We start from the raw sequence: 18,773 nt of genomic DNA on the forward strand, positions 1-18,773 counted from the left end.
GGCGACGAACACCCTGATGGTGCGTGGGATCGTTCCGCACGGAGCCGGGCGGGCCTCGTAACTTGAACAGGATGAGCATCTGGGAGCGGCTGTTCGGGTTCGCGATGACGGCGGGGCTCGCCGGGGTCCTGCTCGCCGCGCTCGGCATCCAGGCGGTGGCGGTCTCCCAGTCGTGGGGTGCCCGGTACTGGCTCGCCGGTGGTGCGGCGGCCGTCGTGGTCTCCGCGCTCGCGCTGGTACGGCGGCGGCAGCGGGCGTGGGCGGCGGTCGCCGGTCTCGCAATCGCCGGCCTGGCCATCGTGGCGGCCCGGGTGTTCCAGCTCCCGACGGAGCCGGGACCGGCGCTGGCCCTGGCGCTGGCCGTCCTCGTCGGGTCGGCGGTACGCGTGCTGCCTCCCGTACCAGCCGGTCTGCTCGCCGCCGGAGGATTCGTGGTGGTCGGCGGCGCCTACCTCGCCGCCCGGCCGCACTCCTCCGGCGCCCCGGCGGCGGTGGTGATCAACGCGGTGGCCTGGTTCGGCGCGGTCGTGGTCGGGCTGGCACTGCGCCTGCTGGACCATCGGGCGGCGGCCACCGCTGCGAACGTACGCCAGGACGAGCGGTTGGAGCTGGCCCGGGAACTGCACGACGTGGTGGCCCACCACATCACCGGCATGCTGATTCAGGCGCAGGCCGCGCACGTCGTCGCGCGGAGAAACCCGGGGCAGGTGGGCGAGTCGCTGACCGGGATCGAGGCCGCCGGCACCGAGGCGCTGCGCGCGATGCGCCGCGTGGTCGGGCTGCTGCGTGACACCGAGGACGGGCCGCCCGCCTCGGCCGGCCCGGAGCAGCTCGGCGTGCTCATCGAGCGCTTCAACCGGCAGGGTCCGCCGGTGCGTCTGCGGATGCCCGAGGAGAGGACGGCCTGGCCGCCGGAGGTGAACAGCACCGTGTACCGGATCGTCCGGGAGGCCCTGACCAACGTGGCCCGTCACGCGCCGAACGCCGACAGTGTCACCGTCACCGTTGAGCAGAATCCCTCCGGCGTCAGCGTCGAGGTGGTCGACGACGCACCACCGGGTCCCGCCCGCGCCGGGCACCGGGGCGGGTACGGCCTCGTCGGCATGCGGGAACGCGTCGAAACCCTCGGCGGTACGCTGCACGCCGGCCCCCGCCCCGACGCCGGCTGGTCGGTCCTGGCCACCCTGCCCGTCCAGCCTGGATGGTCGCGATGACGATCCGCGTACTGCTCGCCGACGACCAGGTGATGATCCGCAGTGGCCTCAAGCTCATCCTCGAAGACCAGCCGGACATCCGCGTCGTCGCCGAGGCGTCGGACGGCGTCGACGCGATCGCAAAGGCCCGCCAGTTGCGCCCCGACGTCTGCCTGGTGGACATCCGGATGCCCCGGCTCGATGGCATCGAGGTGACCCGGGCACTGGCCGGGCCAGGCGTGCCCAACCCGCTGCGGGTCATCGTCGTCACGACATTCGATCACGACGAATACGTGTACGGGGCACTGCGCGGCGGTGCGACCGGCTTCATCCTCAAGGACGCCGGCCCGGCCCTGCTCGTCGAGGCCGTACGCGCCGCCCACAACGGTGACGCGCTCGTCTCCCCGTCGATCACGGTACGACTGCTACGTCACCTGACCGGGCCGGCACCACAACCCGGCAGGTCGCTGCCGTCGTTGTCGGACCGCGAGATCGAGGTGGTACGGGAGATCGCCCGTGGCCGTACCAACTCGGAGATCGGGGCCGAGCTGTTCATCTCCCTGAGTACGGTCAAAAGCCACCTGTCGACAATCCAGACCAAGCTCGGTCTCCGTAACCGTACCGAGATCGCCATCTGGGCCTACGAGAACCGGATCGTCGAGACCGCCTGAACGCCGTTGCTTCGGGACCGATACGAGGATGGCCGGACGATCTCCTGATCGTGTCGATCAGGTGGGATCGTCCGGCCGTCGCTCGTTTTGGCTACTGCAATCGCCCGTACGAACGTATCCGGGTCATGCTCTCTTTCTTCGAGGTCAGGCGATGCCGCCTCGACGTCGAACCAGCCGGTTACTGATCGCGAGGAATGCGATACCAAGGACGATCATGGTCAGGGCGACGGTGACATAGGTGGAATTCCGGCTTCCGGTGACGGGCAGAGTGCCTTTACGGACCGTGAGGGTTGCCGAGGCGGGAGAGCCCGGGCCGCTCTCGACCGAGGTGACCGGAAGCGTCGTATTGACCTTCGTTCCGGTGCTTGTAGCGGTGACGTTGACCGACACCGTGCAACTCCCGCCGGCCGGCAGGGTCGCGCCGAACAGGCTGATGCTGCTGCTACCGGGAGTCGCGACGATCGTGGCGGAGGCGCAGTTGGTCTGCGCGGCGCTGGGAGTGGAGACCACCAGTCCGGCAGGAAGGTTGTCGACGAAGCTGACGCCGGTCAGGGGCGTGCCCGGGTTGGGGTTGGTGAGGGTGAACCCCAGCGACGTGGTCCCGTCGACGGCGATGGTGCCGTCCGCGAAGGCTTTCGCGATTGTCGGTGCTGCGGCAGCCCTGACGGTGACGCTTGCCGCGGCGGGGATACCTGGGCCGCTCTCGTTCGAGTCCACCGGGCCGCTCGTGTTGACCTTCGTTCCGCTGGTTGTGCCGGTGACGTTGACCGAGAACGTGCAGGTCCCGCCGGCCGGCAGGGTCGCGCCGGTCAGGCTGATGCTGGTGCCGCCGGCGGTCGCGGTGATCGTGCCGCCACCACAGGAACCGGTCAGTCCGTTGGGAGTGGCGACCACCAGTCCGGCAGGAAGATTGTCGACGAAGCCGACGCCGGTCAGCGGTGTGCTCGGGTTGGGGTTGTTGATAGTGAAACTCAGCGACGTGGTCCCGTCGGCCGGGATGGTCGTGTTCCCGAAGGCCTTGGAGATCGTCGGTGGTGTGGCGGGCGCGACCGTGACGCTTGCCGAGGCGGTAGCGCCCGGGCCGCTCTCGTTCGAGTCCACCGGGCCGCTCGTGTTGACCTTTGTTCCGCTGGTTGTGCCGGTGACGTTGACGGAGAACGTGCAGGTCCCGCCGGCCGGCAGGGTCGCGCCGGTCAGGCTGATGTTGGTGCCGCCGGCGGTCGCGGTGATCGTGCCGCCGCCACAGGAACCGGTCAGTCCGTTGGGGGTGGAGACCACCAGTCCGGCGGGCAGCGCGTCGGTGAAGTTGACGCCGGTCAGGGGCGTGCCGGTGTTGGGGTTGGTGAGGGTGAAGCTCAGCGCCGTGGTCCCGTCGGCCGGGATGGTGGCGTCATCGAAAGCCTTGGAGATCGTCGGCGGTGCCACGACCTCGGCGCCAACCGCGACGCTTGCCGAGGCGGTAGCGCCCGGGCCGCTCTCGTTCGAGTCCACCGGGCCGCTCGTGTTGACCTTTGTTCCGCTGGTTGTGCCGGTGACGTTGACGGAGAACGTGCAGGTCCCGCCGGCCGGCAGGGTCGCGCCGGTCAGGCTGATGTTGGTGCCGCCGGCGGTCGCGGTGATCGTGCCGCCGCCACAGGAACCGGTCAGTCCGTTGGGGGTGGAGACCACCAGTCCGGCGGGCAGCGCGTCGGTGAAGTTGACGCCGGTCAGCGACGTACCCGCGTTGGGGTTGGTGAGGGTGAAGCTCAGCGCCGTGCTCCCGTTGAGCGGGATGGTGGCGTCATCGAAAGCCTTGGAAATCGTCGGCGGTGCGATGGATGCCGTGCAGAACGGTCGCGTGATGGTGTTGTGGATCAGTGTGACGGCGCCGTTTCGGGCCAGCACGCGTCCGGCAACGGTGGCTCCCTCTCCCAACGTCGCCGATTGCAACGCCAAGATGGTCCCGACGAAGACGCTTCGGGTGTTCAGCGTCGCCGAGCTGGTGACCTGCCAGAACACATTGCACGCCTGGGCGCCACGGATCAGGTTGATCCGACTGTCGGTCGCGGTGATCAGGTCGGATCCCACCTGGAAGATGAAGACCGAGTTGGGATCATTCGCCCCGTCCAGCGTGAGAGTGCCCGTCAGAGACATGGTGGCGGGCGACCTGTACGCCCCGGCAACCAGGGTTTGGCCGCCGAGGTCGGCGCTTACCGTGGCGGTCGTCGGCTCTGCTGCGGCGAAGTTGTACGCCGTGGTCAGAGCGGCCTGGGCCTGCATCGCTTCGGTGTCACCGACGTGTGTTTCGCCGTTCACCACCGGGGCGCCGGTGACGGAGGTGCCCGGCCAGACCCCCAGGTCCCCGTTGATGACCGACGGGCCGACGGGGGGTGGGACGTCGGTGACCGCCTGGCCAGCCAACACCCCGTAGGACTCGGCAACCCCCAACGGAACCGGGGCCTGGGCCCAGGCCGCTGGCATCCCAGCGATTCCAACCACGATCGTCGTAGCGGCGACGGCTCCCGCCATCGCCGCCGCGGTCGACCGACGGCGTACGCGGCACGCGCGAGCCAAGCGGATTAGCGACACGTACTTCCCCCACCTATCAAGACCCTGCCCCCCGGGCAAGATTCGGCATGCAAGTTTTGGACTGGCGCACCGTCACGTGGTCAAACGCCACAACGCCTCTCTCGGATCGTATCGTCACCAAAAGGGTGTATTGACGCTAAATGCCACAGACGGGCTATAGTGGGATGATGTACGGCGTGTCCACGCCCAGTTGCGTTCAGCGTGCTCGCGGGGAAGTCGACTACCGACGTCCCGGGGATCCTGACGCATGCTGCTCGGCACCGTCGCCCGCACTGGGGTGGCGGGTGGAGCCAAGGGGGTCCAGACCGAAGTGGCCGACGACGTCTCAGAGCACCGCGACGGCCGGGCCGGTGCCGGTGGCCGGGGCGGGGCCTGCCGCCGGTCCGGTGTCGACCACGATCGGGGCATGGTCGGAGGGGCCGGTGCCCTTGCGGGCCTCGCGGTCCACGTACGCCGAGGAGACGCTGTCGGCGAACCCGTCGGTGGCGTACACCAGGTCGATTCTCATGCCCTTGTTCTGGTGGAACATCCCGGCCCGGTAGTCCCAGTAGGTGTACGGGTGCGGTCCCTTCATCGGGGTGGGGACCACGTCGCGCAGGCCGAGTGCGCGTAGCTCGGCCAGGGCCTGCCGCTCGGCCGGGGTGACGTGGGTCGAGCCGACGAAGAGCGCCGGGTCCCAGACGTCGGCGTCGGTCGGGGCGACGTTGTAGTCCCCGCAGACCGTCAACGGCCGGTCGGGGCGCAGTTCGTCGGCGAGGGCGTCGCGGAGAGCCGCCAACCAGGAGAGCTTGTACGTGTAGTGCGGCGAGTCCGGGGTGCGCCCGTTCGGCACGTAGATCGACCAGACCCGTACGCCGGCGCAGGTGGCGGCGAGGGAACGGGCCTCCGGTTCGGGGAAGCCGGGTTCACCGGGGAACCCGACCACCACGTCGTCGAGGCCGACCCGGGAGAGGATCGCCACGCCGTTCCACCGGCCGTTGCTGTGGCTGGCCGCCAGGTAACCGAGCTCGCCGACCTCGGCCACCGGGAAGGCGCCGTCGGGGCACTTCGTCTCCTGGAGGCAGACGACGTCGGGGCGGGTGTCGTCGAGCCAGGCGAGCAACCGGGGGAGTCGGGCCTTCACCGAGTTGACATTCCAGGTAGCCAGGCGCATGTGCACAGCCTGCCGCATTCCGGGCCGGCATGCCTGTCGTGCCGCGCCAGCCTGAGCGCGCGGCCGTCGGTGCCTGTGGTGCCGGCCGTCCCGGGCCCCGGCCGGCGGCGATCACGCAGGTTGTCCTGGCCACCCGGCCGGCGGCGATCATCGTCGGCCGGCCGGGTTCCGGGGGGTCAGGCTCCGGGGGTGTCGCCGGGGCGGCCCTGCTGTTCGGCGAGGAACCGTTCCAGTTCGGCACCGAGTTCGTCGGCGGTGGGCAGCGATCCGGGTTGGCCGGTGAGCAGGTTGGGCCCGCCGCGTCCACGGGTGAAGGCGTCGTACTGCTCTTCCAGGGCGTGCACCAGCGCGCCGGCTTCGTCGGTCTGGGCTACCTGCCGGTCGATGTCGGTGCGGACCAGTTCAGCAGCGTTACGCAGCCCCTCGGTCGGCAGCAGCAGGCCGGTCGAGCGGGAGATGGAGCTGAGCAGGAGTTCGGCGGCGGCCGGGTACTCCGACTGCGAGACGTAGTGCGGCACGTGTACGGCGAACCCGACCGCGTCGCGCCCGATCTGGCCGAGCCGGTATTCGAGCAGGTGTCCGACGCCGGCGGGCACCTGCACCCGCTGTAGCCAGGGCTCGTGTCCGGTGATCAGCTCCGGCCGGGTGGCGTGCGCGGTGACTCCGGTCGGCCGGGTGTGCGGTACGGCCATCGGGATCGAGTTCAGTCCGACGGTCAGGCGTACGCCCAGCCGGGTGGCGAGTGCGATCACAGCGCTGGTGAACCGCTCCCACTGGAGGTCCGGCTCGGGGCCGGTGAGCAGCAGGAACGGCGTCTCGGCGTCGTCGTGCAGCAGGTGCAGTTCGAGCTTGGGTTCCTCGTACGACTCCCAGTGGTCCTCGACGAAGATCATCGTGGGTCGGCGGGAACGGTAGTCGAGCATCTGGTCGATGTCGAAGGTGGCGATCGGCCGACCTTCCAGCGTCGACAGGAGCTGCTCCCGGGCCAGCCGGGTCGCGTTGCCGGCGTCGACGAAGCCGGTCAGCGCCTGGATCAACACCGGCTGACCCAGCTCGGGCAGGTCGTCGGTGAGCTGGTAGAGCTCGTGCGGATCGAGCACCGGTAAGGACCTCCTCAACGGGATGCGCCTACGACAGACGTCACCTCGGTGTACGCAACGCTTCCGCCATCTTGGTGCATTCCGTTCGGCGACTCCGTCACCCCCCTTGAGCATGCCTCGCGATCGGGTGTTCTAGGTAGGCGTGCGGGGGCCCCGCCCATTCCTGTCAGGGGCTGGGCGGGGTGGGGGAGCCGGCTCGGCCACGCCGGGACCACCGGCACCGGCCAGGGAGTATGGCGTAATGGTTGGTCGGTGGTGAGCCGATCGTCCTAGGTCATCTCACCTGTTCAGTGGAGGTGGTGGCCGGATGCTCTCCGTGCTTGCCGCTTCGAAGGTAAATGACTGAATCATCCGTCAACAGGCTTATGCCTCGTATGCCGGTCTCGCGTGGCTTAGGGGGTCGCGCCCGCGCCTGTCGTACGCTGCCCGGTTGGCCGAGGGCCAAGTGTGGCGAGAGCCACGCCGTCACCCTCCGTAGTGGCGATTTTCCCTGCCTAGCCTCGTCGGATGCGTGACGACGACAGACCTGACACCAAGGACGACGCCGCAGGCACCACTGACCGAACGGACGAGGCGGTCTCCATCGAGCCGGCGAGTTGGGCCCGGCGCCGGATCTCCGAGGCCCGGACCTGGCTGGCCCGACGATGGTCCTCCGACAACTGGGCCCGGCTGACCGGGCAATGGAGTTCACTGGGCCGGACCCGCCCGGTTCCGCGTACGGTCGCGGTCGGGTTGCTCTGCGCGCTCGGCCTGCTCGCCTTCACCCAGGGGCGGATCGCCAGCGGGAACACGCCGGTCGAACGTGAGCCCGCCACAGCGGCGGCGCTCGTCGAGCGGGCCCAGGCCGAACGGGCCGCCTCCCGGTCGGAGAAGCGTGCCGTGCCGAGCCAGGAAGCGAGCGCGAACCCCGACGTACCAGCCGCCGCACCGGCCCCGGAGCAGCCGGCGCCGCCGCCCGCCCCGCCGGTCGACCCGGGCCCGGTGGCCGGGCTGAGCGGGGTGCAGATGGACAACGCCAAGGCGATCGTGCGTACCGGCCACGACATGGGCATGCCCCGGCGCGCCCTGATCATCGGGGTGGCCACCGCCATGCAGGAGAGCAACCTGCTGAACCTGGCCAACGACGCCCTGCCCGAGTCACTGAACCACCCGCACCAGGGCACCGGCTGGGACCACGATTCGGTCGGCCTGTTCCAGCAGCGTACGAGCAGCGGTTGGGGTCCGGTCGACAAGCTGATGGACCCGGCGTACGCCACCGCGCAGTTCTTCAACGCGCTGCGCCGCATTCCCGGCTGGCAGCAGATGGCCCTGACCGACGCGGCGCAGGCCGTGCAGGTCTCGGCGTTCCCCGGCTACTACGCCCAGCACGAGGGCGCGGCGACCGAGGTGGTCGACGCGATCATCCCGCCTAACCGGTGACCACGATCCGGTCCAGGTCCGCCGTCCGGTCCCGCCGGTTGCCGACCTCGACCGAGTTGGCGCCGGCCCGCAGCGACAGCTCGACCGAGACCGCGGCGACCGGACCGTCGTCGGAGCCGGTGTCGGCGAAGGAGACCGTCGTCGGCGTCCCGTTGACCGTGAGCGTGCCGGACCGGCGCTGGTCACTGACGTAGTAGAGGGTGACCGTGTACCGGCCGTCGTTCGGTACCACGAGCTCGGTGATCCGGACGATGTTGCCGGAGCCGCCGCCGATTCCGGTCACCACCGTGCCGCCCGAGGCGTCGGCGACCGACCGGGTCCTGGTCCGACCCCGACGATCCGCCGCCGGCCCCTCGGCCTCCACGGACGTGGTGAAGACCGGCGGCGGTGGGGGCGGCACCGGCAGTTGGTGAGGTTGGTTGACCGGGTCGGCCTGCTGCGGGGGCGGTGCGTCCGGCGTACCGGTGACCGCCGATGGGGAGGCCACCGCGCTGGTCGGCGCCGGGGTCGCGGACCGGGAGGTGCCACGGCTCGCCGCCGGGCCGGGGTCGGCGCTGGTCGAGCCGGTCGCCGCGGTCGTCGCCGCCGGATTCAGGCGCGGGTCCGCCGGTCGGGGCAGCCCCGGCGACGCCGGTTGGACCTGTTGCTCCGGGCCCGCCGGGTCCGCGCCCTGGCTGGCGAGCACGGGTACGCCGACCGCCGTCGCCACGGTGGCGACCGCGACCAGCACGGTGACCCGACGGCGTCGGCCACCCGCCCCACGGCGCGGCCCGGGGCGGGACGGCTCACGCTCTGTCGCACCCTGCGGCTCGGGATCGGTTGCCCGTACCACCGGAAGCAGTGCTGTCGCCGCCGCGTCCTCGGGTCGTACCGGTCGACGTCCGGTGGGCGGGAGCCATCCACCTATCCGCAGCGGTACGGGGCTCTCGTCACCTGTCCCGGCCAAAGTTGTTCCTCCCGTACGCCTTCCGGACCTTTCACCGCCCGACGACGCTACCGCAGTCGGGTCGGCGGCAAGACCGGCCGTACGGCCAGCTCGGGTGATCAACGACGTTTGATCAAGTCGACCACTGTGGAAGGACTCCCCGTTCGATCCGGTGTGCCGCTCGACCAGGGTGGGTACAACTGAGGGACGACGAGAGGGGTACACGATGTCATCACTGGTGCGGCGGGTCAGAGCCTTCCTCCAGTCGCCCCGTGGGCGGCAGTTGGTCGACCGGGGTCGGCGTGAGCTGGCCAAGCCGAGCAACCAGCAGCGGTTGCGCCAACTCCTGTCCCGGTTCAACGGCCGGCGCCGCTGACCGAGCCGCCGGGCGTTGCACCGGGCGCCCGGCGCCGGCCGCTCCTCCCACCGATGTCCGCCAGCGACCATTCCGGAGTTCCCGTGACCGACTCAGACCAGGCCGGTACCCGGCCCGCCGCAGCCGCCGCAGCCGCCCCGGCCGACGCCCTGGCCGAGGCCATGATTCGTGACAACCTCGACCCGCGCGCCGAGGGGCACCCGGCGCAGGAGCCGACCGCGGCACCACCGGCCGGACTCTGGGACCGGATGCGCGCCGACCCGCAGTACGCGCCGGAACACCTGGCCCTGGAGGCGGTCCGCCGGCTCGGCCCGGAGGCCCGGGAATGGGCCGAGTCCGCCCGCGCCGCCCACCCCGGCCTCGACCGCGACGGCCTGGCCCAGCTCGCGACGAGGAAATTCGTCACCCGTGCCCGGCTCTCCGGTGCGGTCTCCGGGGCCGCCGGGCTGCCCGGTGCGGTGATCGACGTCGGGGTGCTCGCCTGGACCCAGGCCCGGATGGTGCTGCACATCGCCGCCGCGTACGGGCTCGACCCGCAGCATCCGGACCGGGCCACCGATCTGCTGGTGTTGCAGAAGGTGCACAAGGCGAGCGAGGCGGCACGGCTCGCGCTCGGTGTCGCCGCTGGCCGGGAACGGGCCGGGGCACTTTTCCGGGGGTCCCAGACCCCGCTGCGTCAGGCGGTCCTGCGGCTGAGCGTACGGCTGGCGAAGATGGCCGGCGTACGGGCCGCGAAGCGGGTCTTTGCCAAGATCGTGCCGGGCGCGGCGATCATCCTCGGCACCTGGGCGAACTCGTCCGCCACCACCGACCTGGCTCGCCGGACCACCGCCCTGTACGGGCAACGCGCGATCACCGCCCCGCCGCAGCCCTAGCCCCGATCCGTGGATCCGCGTCAGGATGTTCCTCTGACCTGCCGTGCTGACGGTTGTCGAGCCGCTGGGCCACCTTCCGCAGCAGAAGTCCGGCCATGACCAGGCTGGGCAGGATCAGAGCGATGTGGTTCGCCCCGTCGGCGAAGTCCCCGCGCACCGTGTAGGTGGCGAGCGACACGCTGTATACCGCCGTTGCCCAGCCGTACGCGAAGATCATTCCGGGTACCGCGAACCGACCCGGCAACAGCACCGAGACCAGCACGAGAACCGTCAGGGCCAGATCGGGTACGAGAAAGGCGTTGCCGGACCGGATCGCATCCGAGGTCACGAAGTAGTGGACCATCACCAGGGTGAGCGCCGCGCCCACACCCCGCGCGATCGTCGTGCTGCTCTTGAATGTCGACATGCTGACGGGCACCGTCTGCTCCCTCGTGTCTCGTGCCGGTTGGTTCACGGCAGAGTCTGCGCCGGCCCAACCAGCACCAGAAGCGAGCCAGCACCCATAGCCCACCGGGCTGACCGCACCGGCCGGGTGCGGCTAGCCGCACCCGGCGGTCCCGGGCCTCAGGCGTTGAGGTAGCGCAGAACGGCGAGGACCCGCCGATGGTCGGCCGGACCGGCTGGCAGTCCGAGCTTGACGAAGATCGCCGTGCAGTGTTTTTCCACCGTCCGCTCCGCGATCCCGAGCCGCTGCGCGATGGCCTGGTTCGTCCGGCCCGCCGCCATCAGGGCGAGCACATCGCGCTCCCGGTCGCTGAGGGTTCGCAGCGGATCATCGGCGAGTTGGTCACGCCGGGCGACGAGCTGGCCGATGACGATCGGGTCGAAGGCCGACCCACCCGTGCCGACCTGCCGGACCGCCGCCGCGAACTCGGCCACATCGGAGACCCGGTCCTTGAGCAGGTATCCGACCCCGTGGGCGCCCTCGTCCAGTAGTTCGACCGTGTAGCTGACCCGAACGTACTGGGAGAGCACGAGCACGCCGGTGTCCGGATGGCGGCGGCGGATCTCGCAGGCCGCGCGTAGCCCCTCGTCGGTGCGGGTCGGTGGCAGCCGGATGTCGATGGTGGCGACATCGGGCCGGTGCCGGGCCACTTCGGCCAGCAGGCGCTCGGCGTTGTCCACCTGGGACACGACGTCGAAGCCGGCCTCGGCGAGCAGCCGGGCAAGGCCCTCCCGCAGAAGGGTGCTGTCCTCGGCGATGACTACTCGCACGGCAGCTCCGCCCGGATTCGGGTGCCGCCACCGGCCGGGCTGTGCACCTTCAGCGTTCCGTCGGTGGCCGCTACCCGCTCGCCGAGCCCGCACAACCCCGTACCCCGGGCCGGGTCGGCGCCGCCGCGGCCGTCGTCGCGGACCTCGACCGTCAGGCGCCCGATGCCGTGCACGATCCGGACTTCGGCCCGCTGTGCGTTTGCGTGCTTGGTGACGTTGGCGAGCGCCTCGGCGACGACGAAGTAGGCCGTCGTCTCGACCTCGGCCGGCAACGGCGCGGCACAGTCGAGCGTGAGCCGCAGCGGCACCGGCGCCAGTGCGGCCAGCTCCCGCACCGCGCCAGCGAGTCCGCGCTCGGTCAGCATGGGTGGGTGGATGCCCTGGGCCACAGCCCGCAGCTCGTCGAGCAGGGCCAGCGTGCTGCTCTTGGCCTCGCCGATCAGCGCCCGGGCGCGATCGGAACCGTCCGTCAGGGTCGCCTCGGCCAGCCCGAGCGTGATCGGGATCGCCAGCAGTCGTTGCTGTATGCCGTCGTGCAGGTCGCGGGCCAGTCGCCGCCGCTCTGTGTCGGCCGTCCGGACGACCTGGCGACGGGACTCGGCGAGCTGGTGCAGCCGTACCCGCAGCTCCGCGGTGAGCCGCTCGTTGGTCAGGGCCAGGGCGGCTGCCGCGCAGGTCGCCTCAACCAGATCCGGAGCGTCGAGCAGCGCCGGATCATGGACGAGCAACGCCAGCGGGTCACCGTCGCGGTCGATCCGGGTCGCGGCCCGATCGGCACCGTCCGGCTGTCGGATCTGCTCGCCATCGAGGTCGACGTACGACTCCGATTCGGCAACCCAGTAGCCGATCCGTAGGCTCGGGTCGTGTAGGGCCTTGGCCAGTGCCGGCTGGATGCCAACTGGGGGCGCGGCGTCGCGCAGGTGGACAACCAGCTCCGCCACGGCGCCCCGGTCGAACCGGCGCTGCAGCAGACTGGTCAGGTACGCCAGCGGGATCGCGGCCATGGCCAGGTGCAGCACCGGCAGCAGCGGTCGTACCGCCACCCCCGCGATCACCGCTGGCTTGAGCACGATGAACGCGACCGTCGCCACGAGTGCGATGCTCAGGACGGGCCCGAGCAGGTGGCGCTGGGCGAGCGTGCTCCGGCGCCAGCGGAGCAGTTGTAGGCCGAGCACCGCCAGACCGGTCAGCGTCGTCAGGAGCGTCATCAGCACCCGTACTGCCTGGTTCGGCGCCGAGCCGGTGAGGCGCAGCAGCCCGACGGTGGCAACGGACGCGTAGGCCAGCCCGATCACGAGCCGCGGTACTGCGCTGCGGAGCCGCCCGGTCGGGAAGGCCACCACCAGATGCGCCACGACCGCGGCCCAGCCGCCGGCCAGCACGGTACGGACCATCGTCGGCGCCGCCGGCACGAGCTTGTCGATCGACCACAGTACAGCGACGCCGATCAGCAACGACCCGACCGGATTCCGGGGGCGCACCCGAACCGCGACCGCCCCAGCGGCGAGGAAGCTCACGGCGACGGCTACGGCCGTCGCGTAGGCGGCAGGCTCGGGCACATCCCCACCCTATTACTCCAGCCGCACCTGTTGGCTTCGGAGTTTTCGCTGGTAGTGGCGTCACATTTGCTCCGTGCTGCTGTCCGGTGTCCTAAATAGAGGATTTGTTTGCCCGGACCTGAGCCCTGGACACGGCCAGGTGGGAGCAGGGAGAGCCGGCACTCGCGGCGTTCGATGACATCGACGGCTGGTCGATCCGCAGCGGACGCGCTGCGGTTCAGCCCAACGAACCAGCCGCCCTCGGTCGTAGCTCAGCCAGCGTCATCCGGTGAAGCCGGACGAGCCCCAGGTCACCTCGGCGAGCTTGCCCTGGCCGTCCACATCCGGGTGGAAGTAGTCCAGCCGGTTCAGCATGTCCAGGCTGAACCGCACCCGGTGCACCGCGCCGCCGTCGTACCGGCAACGGGACCCGTACGCCCGGCACGCGGCGGCGAGTTCCTTGTTGTACGCGCCGATCCGGGCCCGGAAGATCGACCGCCGGTTGGCGTCGGCGGCGGCGGTCGACGTCGGGTTCGCCAGCAGGGCGGGGCAGATCCCCCGGTTCCAGGCCCGGACCACCTCCGCCTCCGGGTGGCCGATCTCCCAGAGCCGGTACAGGTCGGGGATGCTGACCACCAGCACCCGCGCCTTCGGCCGGCCCTTCTTGAGCACGCCCAGGGCGCGGTCGAGTTCGGCCCGGAAGGCGGTCACCTCGGTCATGTCCTCGATCCGGCTCCGACAGGCGTCGTTCGCCCCGATCAACACCGTGACGTAGTCCGCCTTGTCGGCGACCGCTGCCGTGGCCTGATCCGTCAGCTGCCGCGCGCGGGCCCCGGTCGAGGCGTGGTTGTGCCCGTTGCCACGGATCGCCGGGTTGGCCTCCAGCAGCCGGCGGTAGTGGCTGTCGACCCGCAGACCGTCCCCGGTCGACCAGGAGTTGCGCTGACAGTTGCTCAGCACGATGCAGGTGCCGAATCCGGTGGTGATCGAGTCGCCGAGGGCGGCCATCGCGGAGGGCAGGTCCGGCCGGGCGGAGGTGGAGGGCCGGGGCGGTGCGGCACTGGGCTGTCCGATCCCGCCACCTCCGCTCTCGCAGGCCAGCGCGGCGAGCGCGAGCAGGGCGACGACGGCGGTGGTGGTCCAGCGACGAGGCACTCGTCCCCCCGTTTCTCAGCGGAATGCACGGGTGCGGTAACTCTACGCTGATGCCGTCTTGGTCGGAACAGTGCTTCCGTGCCACTCCGGAGCCGGCCCGCGTCGCTCGGCGTCGTCCGGCGGCAGGGCGGTCAGCGGGCGCGCTCCTGGACCGTGCCGCCGGTCACCGACACGAACCCCGTCGGCCGGATCGTGATGACGACCCGTACGTCGGCGTCGGTGATCGGGTAGACGTTGTCGTACCGCTCCTGGAGGGACCGGTAGAACGAGCCCTTCTCGTCGTCGGGGTCGATGCTCTCCACGACACCACGGACCTCCAGGAAGCGGTATTCGTCCTCCGGGTCGGCGATGGAGAGCGCGACCCGGGGCTCGTGTTGCAGGTTGCGGAACTTCTGCCGCCCGCTGGTGTGGGTCATCCGGATCCGCTGGCCGTCCCAGACGAACCACATCACGCTGCTCTGTGGTGAACCGTCCGGGCGGATCGTAGCGAGATGACTGAAAAGTGGGCGTTCGAGTAGGTCGACGTGGGTTTCTGGAATCACGGCATTGATCGTCACGATCCCGTTCTACCCCGAGCAGGAGATCGGGACAACCGGAACGGCGGTGCAGGGGCGGGCCCGGCAGGTTAGCCGACCCAACAGCCGGGTAGTTCGACCAGATGGCCGGAAAAGCACAGCCCTCCCGGGCGAAAGGGACGGTAGGCCACCCGTACAGCGCGCTCAACCTCCGGCTGGTACTAGCCTCATTCGGGTTGGTGATCTCCGTGGGACTGGGGGTGCTGGTGGCGCTCACCGGGCACTGGGTGCCCGCGGTGATCCTCTTCGTGCTCGCCGCCGTGGCCGTCGTCGACCTGGTGATCATCACGCGCCGCCGCGCCGCTCGCCGCCGCGAGGAACCACCGGGCACGCACCACTCGCTCTTCGAGTAAGCAAGGGGTACGACATGTCGATCGCCACCATCAATCCGGCCACCGGACAGTTGCTCAAGACCTACGACCCGATGTCGCCGGAACAGGTCGACGCGGCGATCGGACGGGCCGACGAGGCGTTCCGTACGCTGCGCCGCACCACCTTCGCCGAACGCGCCCGGTGGATGAACGCCGCCGCCGACCTGCTGCTACGGGACTGCGACGAACTCGCCCGGCTGATGACCATCGAGATGGGCAAGACCTTCGCCTCGGCCCGGGCCGAGGTGGCCAAGTGCGCCGCCGCCTGCCGCTTCTACGCCACCCACGCCGAGGGCTTCCTCGCCGACGAGCCGGCCGACGCGAAGGCGGTCGGCGCCACCCGGGCCTTCACCCGCTACCAACCACTCGGTGCGGTGCTGGCGGTGATGCCGTGGAACTTTCCGCTCTGGCAGGTGATGCGGTTCGCCGCCCCGGCCCTGATGGCCGGCAACGTCGGCCTGCTCAAGCACGCGTCGAACGTCCCGCAGAGCGCGCTCTACCTGGGCGAACTGTTCGCCCGCGCGGGTTTTCCGGCCGGCGCGTTCCAGAGCCTGCTGGTCGGCGCCGAGGTGGTCGAACGGGTGCTGGCCGACCCGCGGGTCCGGGCCGCCACGCTCACCGGCAGTGAGCGGGCCGGCCGGGCGGTGGCCCGGATCGCCGGTCAGGAAATCAAGAAGACGGTACTGGAACTGGGGGGCAGCGACCCGTTCGTGGTGATGCCCTCGGCGGACATCGAACGGGCCGCCGAGGTCGCCACCACCGCCCGCTGCCAGAACAACGGCCAGTCCTGCATCGCCGCCAAACGCTTCATCGTCCACACCGACGTCTTCGACGTGTTCGCCGAGGCATTCGCCTCCCGGATGGACGCGCTGACGGTGGGCGACCCGATGGACCCGGCCACCGACATCGGCCCGCTCGCCACCGAGCAGGGCCGGATCGACATCGAGGAGCAGGTGGACGACGCGGTCCGCAAGGGGGCCCGGGTGCTCTGCGGCGGGCAGCGTCCGGACGGCGACGGGTGGTACTACCCGCCGACCGTGATCACCGACCTCAACCCGACCATGCGGATCTGGTCGGAGGAGGTGTTCGGCCCGGTGGCCGGCCTGTTCCGGGTCGACTCGTACGAGCAGGCGATCGAGCTGGCGAACGGGACCAACTTCGGCCTGGGCTCGAACGCCTGGACCCGGGACCCGGCCGAGCAGGAGCGCTTCGCCACCGACCTCGACGCCGGTAGCGTCTTCATCAACGGGATGACCACCTCCTATCCCGAACTGCCCTTCGGTGGTGTGAAGAACTCCGGGTACGGTCGCGAACTCTCCGCGTACGGCATCCGGGAGTTCTGCAACACCAAGACCGTCTGGATGGGGGAGGGCCTGGCGACCGGCGGCGCCGGCGCACACAGCGAGTAGCACCCCTGGTGTCCGGTTCGCCGAGCCGACAAAAGCGCCCGGTGGGCGGGTTGGTCCGGGGAGTGCGGGGAAGGCGACAAGCTGGGGCCGAACACGACGGCACCCGGAAGGAGCCCCGCGATGAGTCACAGCGGAAAGAACAAGACCCCGAAGGAATCGGCGCGCAGCGGCCGCCATGCCGGCAGCGGCGCCCGAGGCCGGCAGGGGGAGACGGTCGAGCGGTCCGAGAAGCAACGGCACCAGCGGGCCGCGACCGGTACGTCGTCGTCCGAGCGTGACTACGGCCGTTCCAAGGTCGGGCCGGAGGGTCGAACGCACACCCAGGGCACGGGCTGACCGCTCCGCCCGCTCCCGGCGGCGCAGGTGTTCGGGCCGGGAGCGGGCGCCCCTAGGCTGTGCCGCATGGAGCCACTCTTCGAGGTCGTGCTGTTCCTGGCGATCGCGACGCTGGGAGCCGCCCTGGCGCGTCGATTCGGCCTGCTCGCACCGATTGTGCTGCTTGTCGTCGGGGTGGTGCTTTCGTTCGTACCCGGCTTCCCGCTGGTGCGCCTGGACCCCGAACTGGTGCTGGTCGGCATACTTCCCCCGCTGCTGTACGTCGCCGCGATCCAGACCTCCGTGCCGGCGTTCAGGTACAACCTCCGGCCGATCCTGCTGCTCGCCGTCGGCCTGGTGCTCTTCACCGCGGTTCTGGTCGGCTTCGTCGTGCACGCGGTGCTGCCGGACGTACCGTTGGCGATCTGCCTCGCCTTCGGCGCGGTGGTCGCGCCGCCGGACGCGGTCGCCGCCACCGCGGTCGCGCGCCGGATCGGTCTACCACGACGGGTGGTGACCATTCTGGAGGGTGAGAGCCTGGTCAACGACGCGACCGCGCTGGTGTTGCTGCGGGTGGCCACCCTCGCGGCGGTCGGCAGCGGGCTCGACGCCTGGGGTGTCGCGGGTCAGGTGCTGATCACGGCCGGCGGCGGGCTGCTGATCGGTGTGATCGGCGCGGTGGTCATCGGTTTCCTGCACAAGAGGATCAAGGACCCGCTGCTCGACAACACGCTGTCGCTGCTCACGCCCTTCGTGGTGGTCTTCGCCGCCGAGGAGTTGCACGCCTCCGGGGTGGTGGCCGTGGTGGTGGTCGGGCTCGCGCTCGGCCACAAGCTGCCGGTGCTGCTCTCCGCCGGCTCCCGGTTGCAGACCATGGCGTTCTGGCGGCTGGCCACGTTCCTGCTGGAAGGACTGGTCTTCCTGTTGGTCGGGCTCCAGTTGCGGGACCTGCTGACCCGGCTGGACACCGAAATCGGCACGATGGTGCTGGTCACCGTCGCCGTACTGGTCACCGTCTTCCTCACCCGGTTCCTCTGGATCTTCCCGGCCAGCCTGCTCGTCCGGCTGGTGCCACGGGTCCGCGAGCGGGGTACGGCACTGCCGGCACGGGTGTCGGCGATCATCTCCTGGGCCGGAATGCGGGGCGTGGTCACCCTGGGTGCGGCGCTCGCGCTGCCGCTACCCGGCGACGGGCTGGCGTACCCCCGCGACCTCTTCGTCTGGCTCGCCTTCGCGGTGATCGTGGTCACCCTCGGGCTCCAGGGCGCCACCCTGCCGATGGTGGCCCGGCGGCTGCGCCTCTCACCCGACGACCCGGTCAAGGACGCGCTCGCCGAGGCGGCGGTCCAGCAGCAGGCGGGCCGGGCCGCCCGGGAACGGCTCGAGGCGGCGGCCGACGGCGCCCCACCAGCGGTGGTGGAGCGACTCCGGTCAGTGGTCGAGGAGCGCGGCAACAGCGCCTGGGAGCGGCTGGGGGGCGACGCGCGGGAGACCCCGTCGCAGGCGTACGGTCGGCTGCGGCAGGAGATGATCGACGCCGAGCGCGAGGTGTTCCGGGTCGCCCGTGACGAGGGGCGGATCACCGAGGAGGTGCTCGTGCGGGCGTACCGGGATCTGGATCTGGAAGAGTCGTTGTTGTGGCGGGAGGGACAGCGATGAGCTGCGAACATCTGGCCGGGGCCGGTCAACCGGAACCGCAGAGCACCGAGGGGTGCCAGGACTGTCTGGAGAGCGGTCACGACGACTGGGTGCACCTGCGGCTCTGCCTGGACTGTGGCCGGGTGAGCTGCTGCGACTCGTCGCCGCGCCGGCACGCCACCGCCCACTCCCACAGCACCGGACACCCGGTGATCCAGTCGTTCCAGCCCGGCGAGTCCTGGCGTTGGTGCTACACCGACGAGCAGGTCGGCTGAGG

At 70.6% G+C, this 18,773-nt stretch carries 19 protein-coding genes; 10 read left to right on the forward strand and 9 right to left on the reverse strand.

Features of this window, described 5'->3' with window-relative positions:
• Nucleotides 1–71 precede the first annotated feature (71 nt).
• On the forward strand, nt 72–1,214 hold the full coding sequence (locus tag BDK92_RS28805; protein ID WP_121162675.1) for a sensor histidine kinase: 1,143 nt from the start codon (nt 72–74) through the stop codon (nt 1,212–1,214).
• Nucleotides 1,211–1,864, forward strand: a complete 654-nt coding sequence (locus tag BDK92_RS28810; RefSeq protein ID WP_121162676.1) for a response regulator — start codon at nt 1,211–1,213, stop codon at nt 1,862–1,864. The genes BDK92_RS28805 and BDK92_RS28810 overlap by 4 nt, the downstream gene beginning before the upstream one ends.
• A 144-nt stretch (nt 1,865–2,008) precedes the next feature.
• Here BDK92_RS28810 and BDK92_RS28815 read toward each other — a convergent pair whose 3' ends face one another.
• From BDK92_RS28815 to BDK92_RS28825, 3 genes are all read right to left on the reverse strand, one after another.
• Nucleotides 2,009–4,324, reverse strand: coding sequence for an ice-binding family protein (locus BDK92_RS28815; protein WP_211349403.1), 2,316 nt, complete (start codon nt 4,322–4,324; stop codon nt 2,009–2,011).
• Nucleotides 4,325–4,757: 433 nt separating this feature from the next.
• Nucleotides 4,758–5,585 (reverse strand): exodeoxyribonuclease III, encoded by an 828-nt coding sequence (locus BDK92_RS28820; protein ID WP_121162677.1) that lies wholly within the window; start codon nt 5,583–5,585, stop codon nt 4,758–4,760.
• Nucleotides 5,586–5,761: 176 nt separating this feature from the next.
• Nucleotides 5,762–6,685 (reverse strand): proteasome assembly chaperone family protein, encoded by a 924-nt coding sequence (locus BDK92_RS28825; protein ID WP_121159514.1) that lies wholly within the window; start codon nt 6,683–6,685, stop codon nt 5,762–5,764.
• Nucleotides 6,686–7,192: 507 nt separating this feature from the next.
• On the opposite strand from BDK92_RS28825, the gene BDK92_RS28830 reads away from it, so the two are divergent.
• Complete coding sequence (locus tag BDK92_RS28830) at nt 7,193–8,104, forward strand: peptidase M23 (RefSeq protein ID WP_121159515.1); 912 nt, start codon at nt 7,193–7,195, stop codon at nt 8,102–8,104.
• On the opposite strand, the gene BDK92_RS28835 is transcribed toward BDK92_RS28830, so the two are convergent.
• The gene (locus tag BDK92_RS28835) at nt 8,094–9,050 is read right to left on the reverse strand and encodes a carbohydrate-binding protein (RefSeq protein ID WP_147457144.1); all 957 of its coding nucleotides are present in this window, start codon (nt 9,048–9,050) and stop codon (nt 8,094–8,096) included. The two genes, BDK92_RS28830 and BDK92_RS28835, sit on opposite strands and share 11 nt — an antisense overlap.
• 205 nt (nt 9,051–9,255) lie before the next feature.
• Here BDK92_RS28835 and BDK92_RS39215 point away from each other — a divergent pair, with 205 nt between their 5' ends.
• The gene (locus BDK92_RS39215) at nt 9,256–9,405 is read left to right on the forward strand and encodes a hypothetical protein (protein ID WP_170208723.1); all 150 of its coding nucleotides are present in this window, start codon (nt 9,256–9,258) and stop codon (nt 9,403–9,405) included.
• 161 nt (nt 9,406–9,566) lie between these two features.
• Nucleotides 9,567–10,280: an EcsC family protein gene (locus BDK92_RS28840; protein WP_121162678.1), complete on the forward strand. Its 714-nt coding sequence runs from the start codon at nt 9,567–9,569 to the stop codon at nt 10,278–10,280.
• Here the strand turns inward: BDK92_RS28840 and BDK92_RS28845 are convergent.
• The 5 genes from BDK92_RS28845 to BDK92_RS28865 form a co-directional block, all read right to left on the reverse strand.
• The gene (locus BDK92_RS28845; protein WP_121159517.1) at nt 10,258–10,686 is read right to left on the reverse strand and encodes a hypothetical protein; all 429 of its coding nucleotides are present in this window, start codon (nt 10,684–10,686) and stop codon (nt 10,258–10,260) included. The genes BDK92_RS28840 and BDK92_RS28845 overlap by 23 nt on opposite strands.
• Before the next feature lie 158 nt (nt 10,687–10,844).
• Nucleotides 10,845–11,495, reverse strand: a complete 651-nt coding sequence (locus BDK92_RS28850; protein ID WP_121159518.1) for a response regulator transcription factor — start codon at nt 11,493–11,495, stop codon at nt 10,845–10,847.
• Nucleotides 11,486–13,054: a sensor histidine kinase gene (locus BDK92_RS28855; RefSeq protein WP_147457145.1), complete on the reverse strand. Its 1,569-nt coding sequence runs from the start codon at nt 13,052–13,054 to the stop codon at nt 11,486–11,488. The genes BDK92_RS28850 and BDK92_RS28855 overlap by 10 nt, the downstream gene beginning before the upstream one ends.
• Before the next feature lie 261 nt (nt 13,055–13,315).
• On the reverse strand, nt 13,316–14,188 hold the full coding sequence (locus BDK92_RS28860) for a GDSL-type esterase/lipase family protein (RefSeq protein ID WP_121159520.1): 873 nt from the start codon (nt 14,186–14,188) through the stop codon (nt 13,316–13,318).
• A 131-nt stretch (nt 14,189–14,319) separates the two neighbouring features.
• Nucleotides 14,320–14,730, reverse strand: coding sequence for a PPOX class F420-dependent oxidoreductase (locus tag BDK92_RS28865; RefSeq protein ID WP_211349404.1), 411 nt, complete (start codon nt 14,728–14,730; stop codon nt 14,320–14,322).
• Nucleotides 14,731–14,846: 116 nt separating this feature from the next.
• Between BDK92_RS28865 and BDK92_RS40880 the strand changes: the two genes are divergently transcribed.
• From BDK92_RS40880 to BDK92_RS28890, 5 genes are all read left to right on the forward strand, one after another.
• The gene (locus tag BDK92_RS40880; RefSeq protein ID WP_121159521.1) at nt 14,847–15,116 is read left to right on the forward strand and encodes a DUF6343 family protein; all 270 of its coding nucleotides are present in this window, start codon (nt 14,847–14,849) and stop codon (nt 15,114–15,116) included.
• A 14-nt stretch (nt 15,117–15,130) separates the two neighbouring features.
• Nucleotides 15,131–16,543 carry an NADP-dependent succinic semialdehyde dehydrogenase gene (locus BDK92_RS28875; RefSeq protein WP_121159522.1) on the forward strand — a complete coding sequence of 471 codons (1,413 nt, stop codon included), beginning with the start codon at nt 15,131–15,133 and terminating at the stop codon, nt 16,541–16,543.
• 120 nt (nt 16,544–16,663) lie between these two features.
• A complete protein-coding gene (locus BDK92_RS28880) occupies nt 16,664–16,879 on the forward strand; it encodes a hypothetical protein (protein ID WP_121159523.1) in 216 nt (71 codons plus the stop codon).
• Between the two features lie 66 nt (nt 16,880–16,945).
• Complete coding sequence (locus BDK92_RS28885) at nt 16,946–18,517, forward strand: Na+/H+ antiporter (RefSeq protein ID WP_121159524.1); 1,572 nt, start codon at nt 16,946–16,948, stop codon at nt 18,515–18,517.
• The gene (locus tag BDK92_RS28890) at nt 18,514–18,771 is read left to right on the forward strand and encodes a UBP-type zinc finger domain-containing protein (RefSeq protein ID WP_121159525.1); all 258 of its coding nucleotides are present in this window, start codon (nt 18,514–18,516) and stop codon (nt 18,769–18,771) included. Before BDK92_RS28885 ends, BDK92_RS28890 begins: the two co-directional genes overlap by 4 nt.
• The last annotated feature ends 2 nt before the right edge of the window (nt 18,772–18,773 follow it).

Origin of the sequence: Micromonospora pisi (assembly GCF_003633685.1) — a bacterium.
In the GTDB taxonomy this organism is placed as follows: Bacteria; Actinomycetota; Actinomycetes; order Mycobacteriales; family Micromonosporaceae; genus Micromonospora_G; species Micromonospora_G pisi.

Bases quoted from the DNA above. Each gene is read 5' to 3' on its own strand.
- BDK92_RS28890 (WP_121159525.1), top strand. From the start codon at position 18,514: ATGAGCTGCGAACATCTGGCCGGGGCCGGTCAACCGGAACCGCAGAGC.
- BDK92_RS28815 (WP_211349403.1), bottom strand. From the start codon at position 4,324: ATGCCAGCGGCCTGGGCCCAGGCCCCGGTTCCGTTGGGGGTTGCCGAG.
- BDK92_RS28830 (WP_121159515.1), top strand. From the start codon at position 7,193: ATGCGTGACGACGACAGACCTGACACCAAGGACGACGCCGCAGGCACC.
- BDK92_RS28885 (WP_121159524.1), top strand. From the start codon at position 16,946: ATGGAGCCACTCTTCGAGGTCGTGCTGTTCCTGGCGATCGCGACGCTG.
- BDK92_RS28845 (WP_121159517.1), bottom strand. From the start codon at position 10,686: ATGTCGACATTCAAGAGCAGCACGACGATCGCGCGGGGTGTGGGCGCG.
- BDK92_RS28810 (WP_121162676.1), top strand. From the start codon at position 1,211: ATGACGATCCGCGTACTGCTCGCCGACGACCAGGTGATGATCCGCAGT.
- BDK92_RS40880 (WP_121159521.1), top strand. From the start codon at position 14,847: ATGGCCGGAAAAGCACAGCCCTCCCGGGCGAAAGGGACGGTAGGCCAC.
- BDK92_RS28880 (WP_121159523.1), top strand. From the start codon at position 16,664: ATGAGTCACAGCGGAAAGAACAAGACCCCGAAGGAATCGGCGCGCAGC.
- BDK92_RS39215 (WP_170208723.1), top strand. From the start codon at position 9,256: ATGTCATCACTGGTGCGGCGGGTCAGAGCCTTCCTCCAGTCGCCCCGT.
- BDK92_RS28820 (WP_121162677.1), bottom strand. From the start codon at position 5,585: ATGCGCCTGGCTACCTGGAATGTCAACTCGGTGAAGGCCCGACTCCCC.
- BDK92_RS28875 (WP_121159522.1), top strand. From the start codon at position 15,131: ATGTCGATCGCCACCATCAATCCGGCCACCGGACAGTTGCTCAAGACC.
- BDK92_RS28840 (WP_121162678.1), top strand. From the start codon at position 9,567: ATGATTCGTGACAACCTCGACCCGCGCGCCGAGGGGCACCCGGCGCAG.
- BDK92_RS28805 (WP_121162675.1), top strand. From the start codon at position 72: ATGAGCATCTGGGAGCGGCTGTTCGGGTTCGCGATGACGGCGGGGCTC.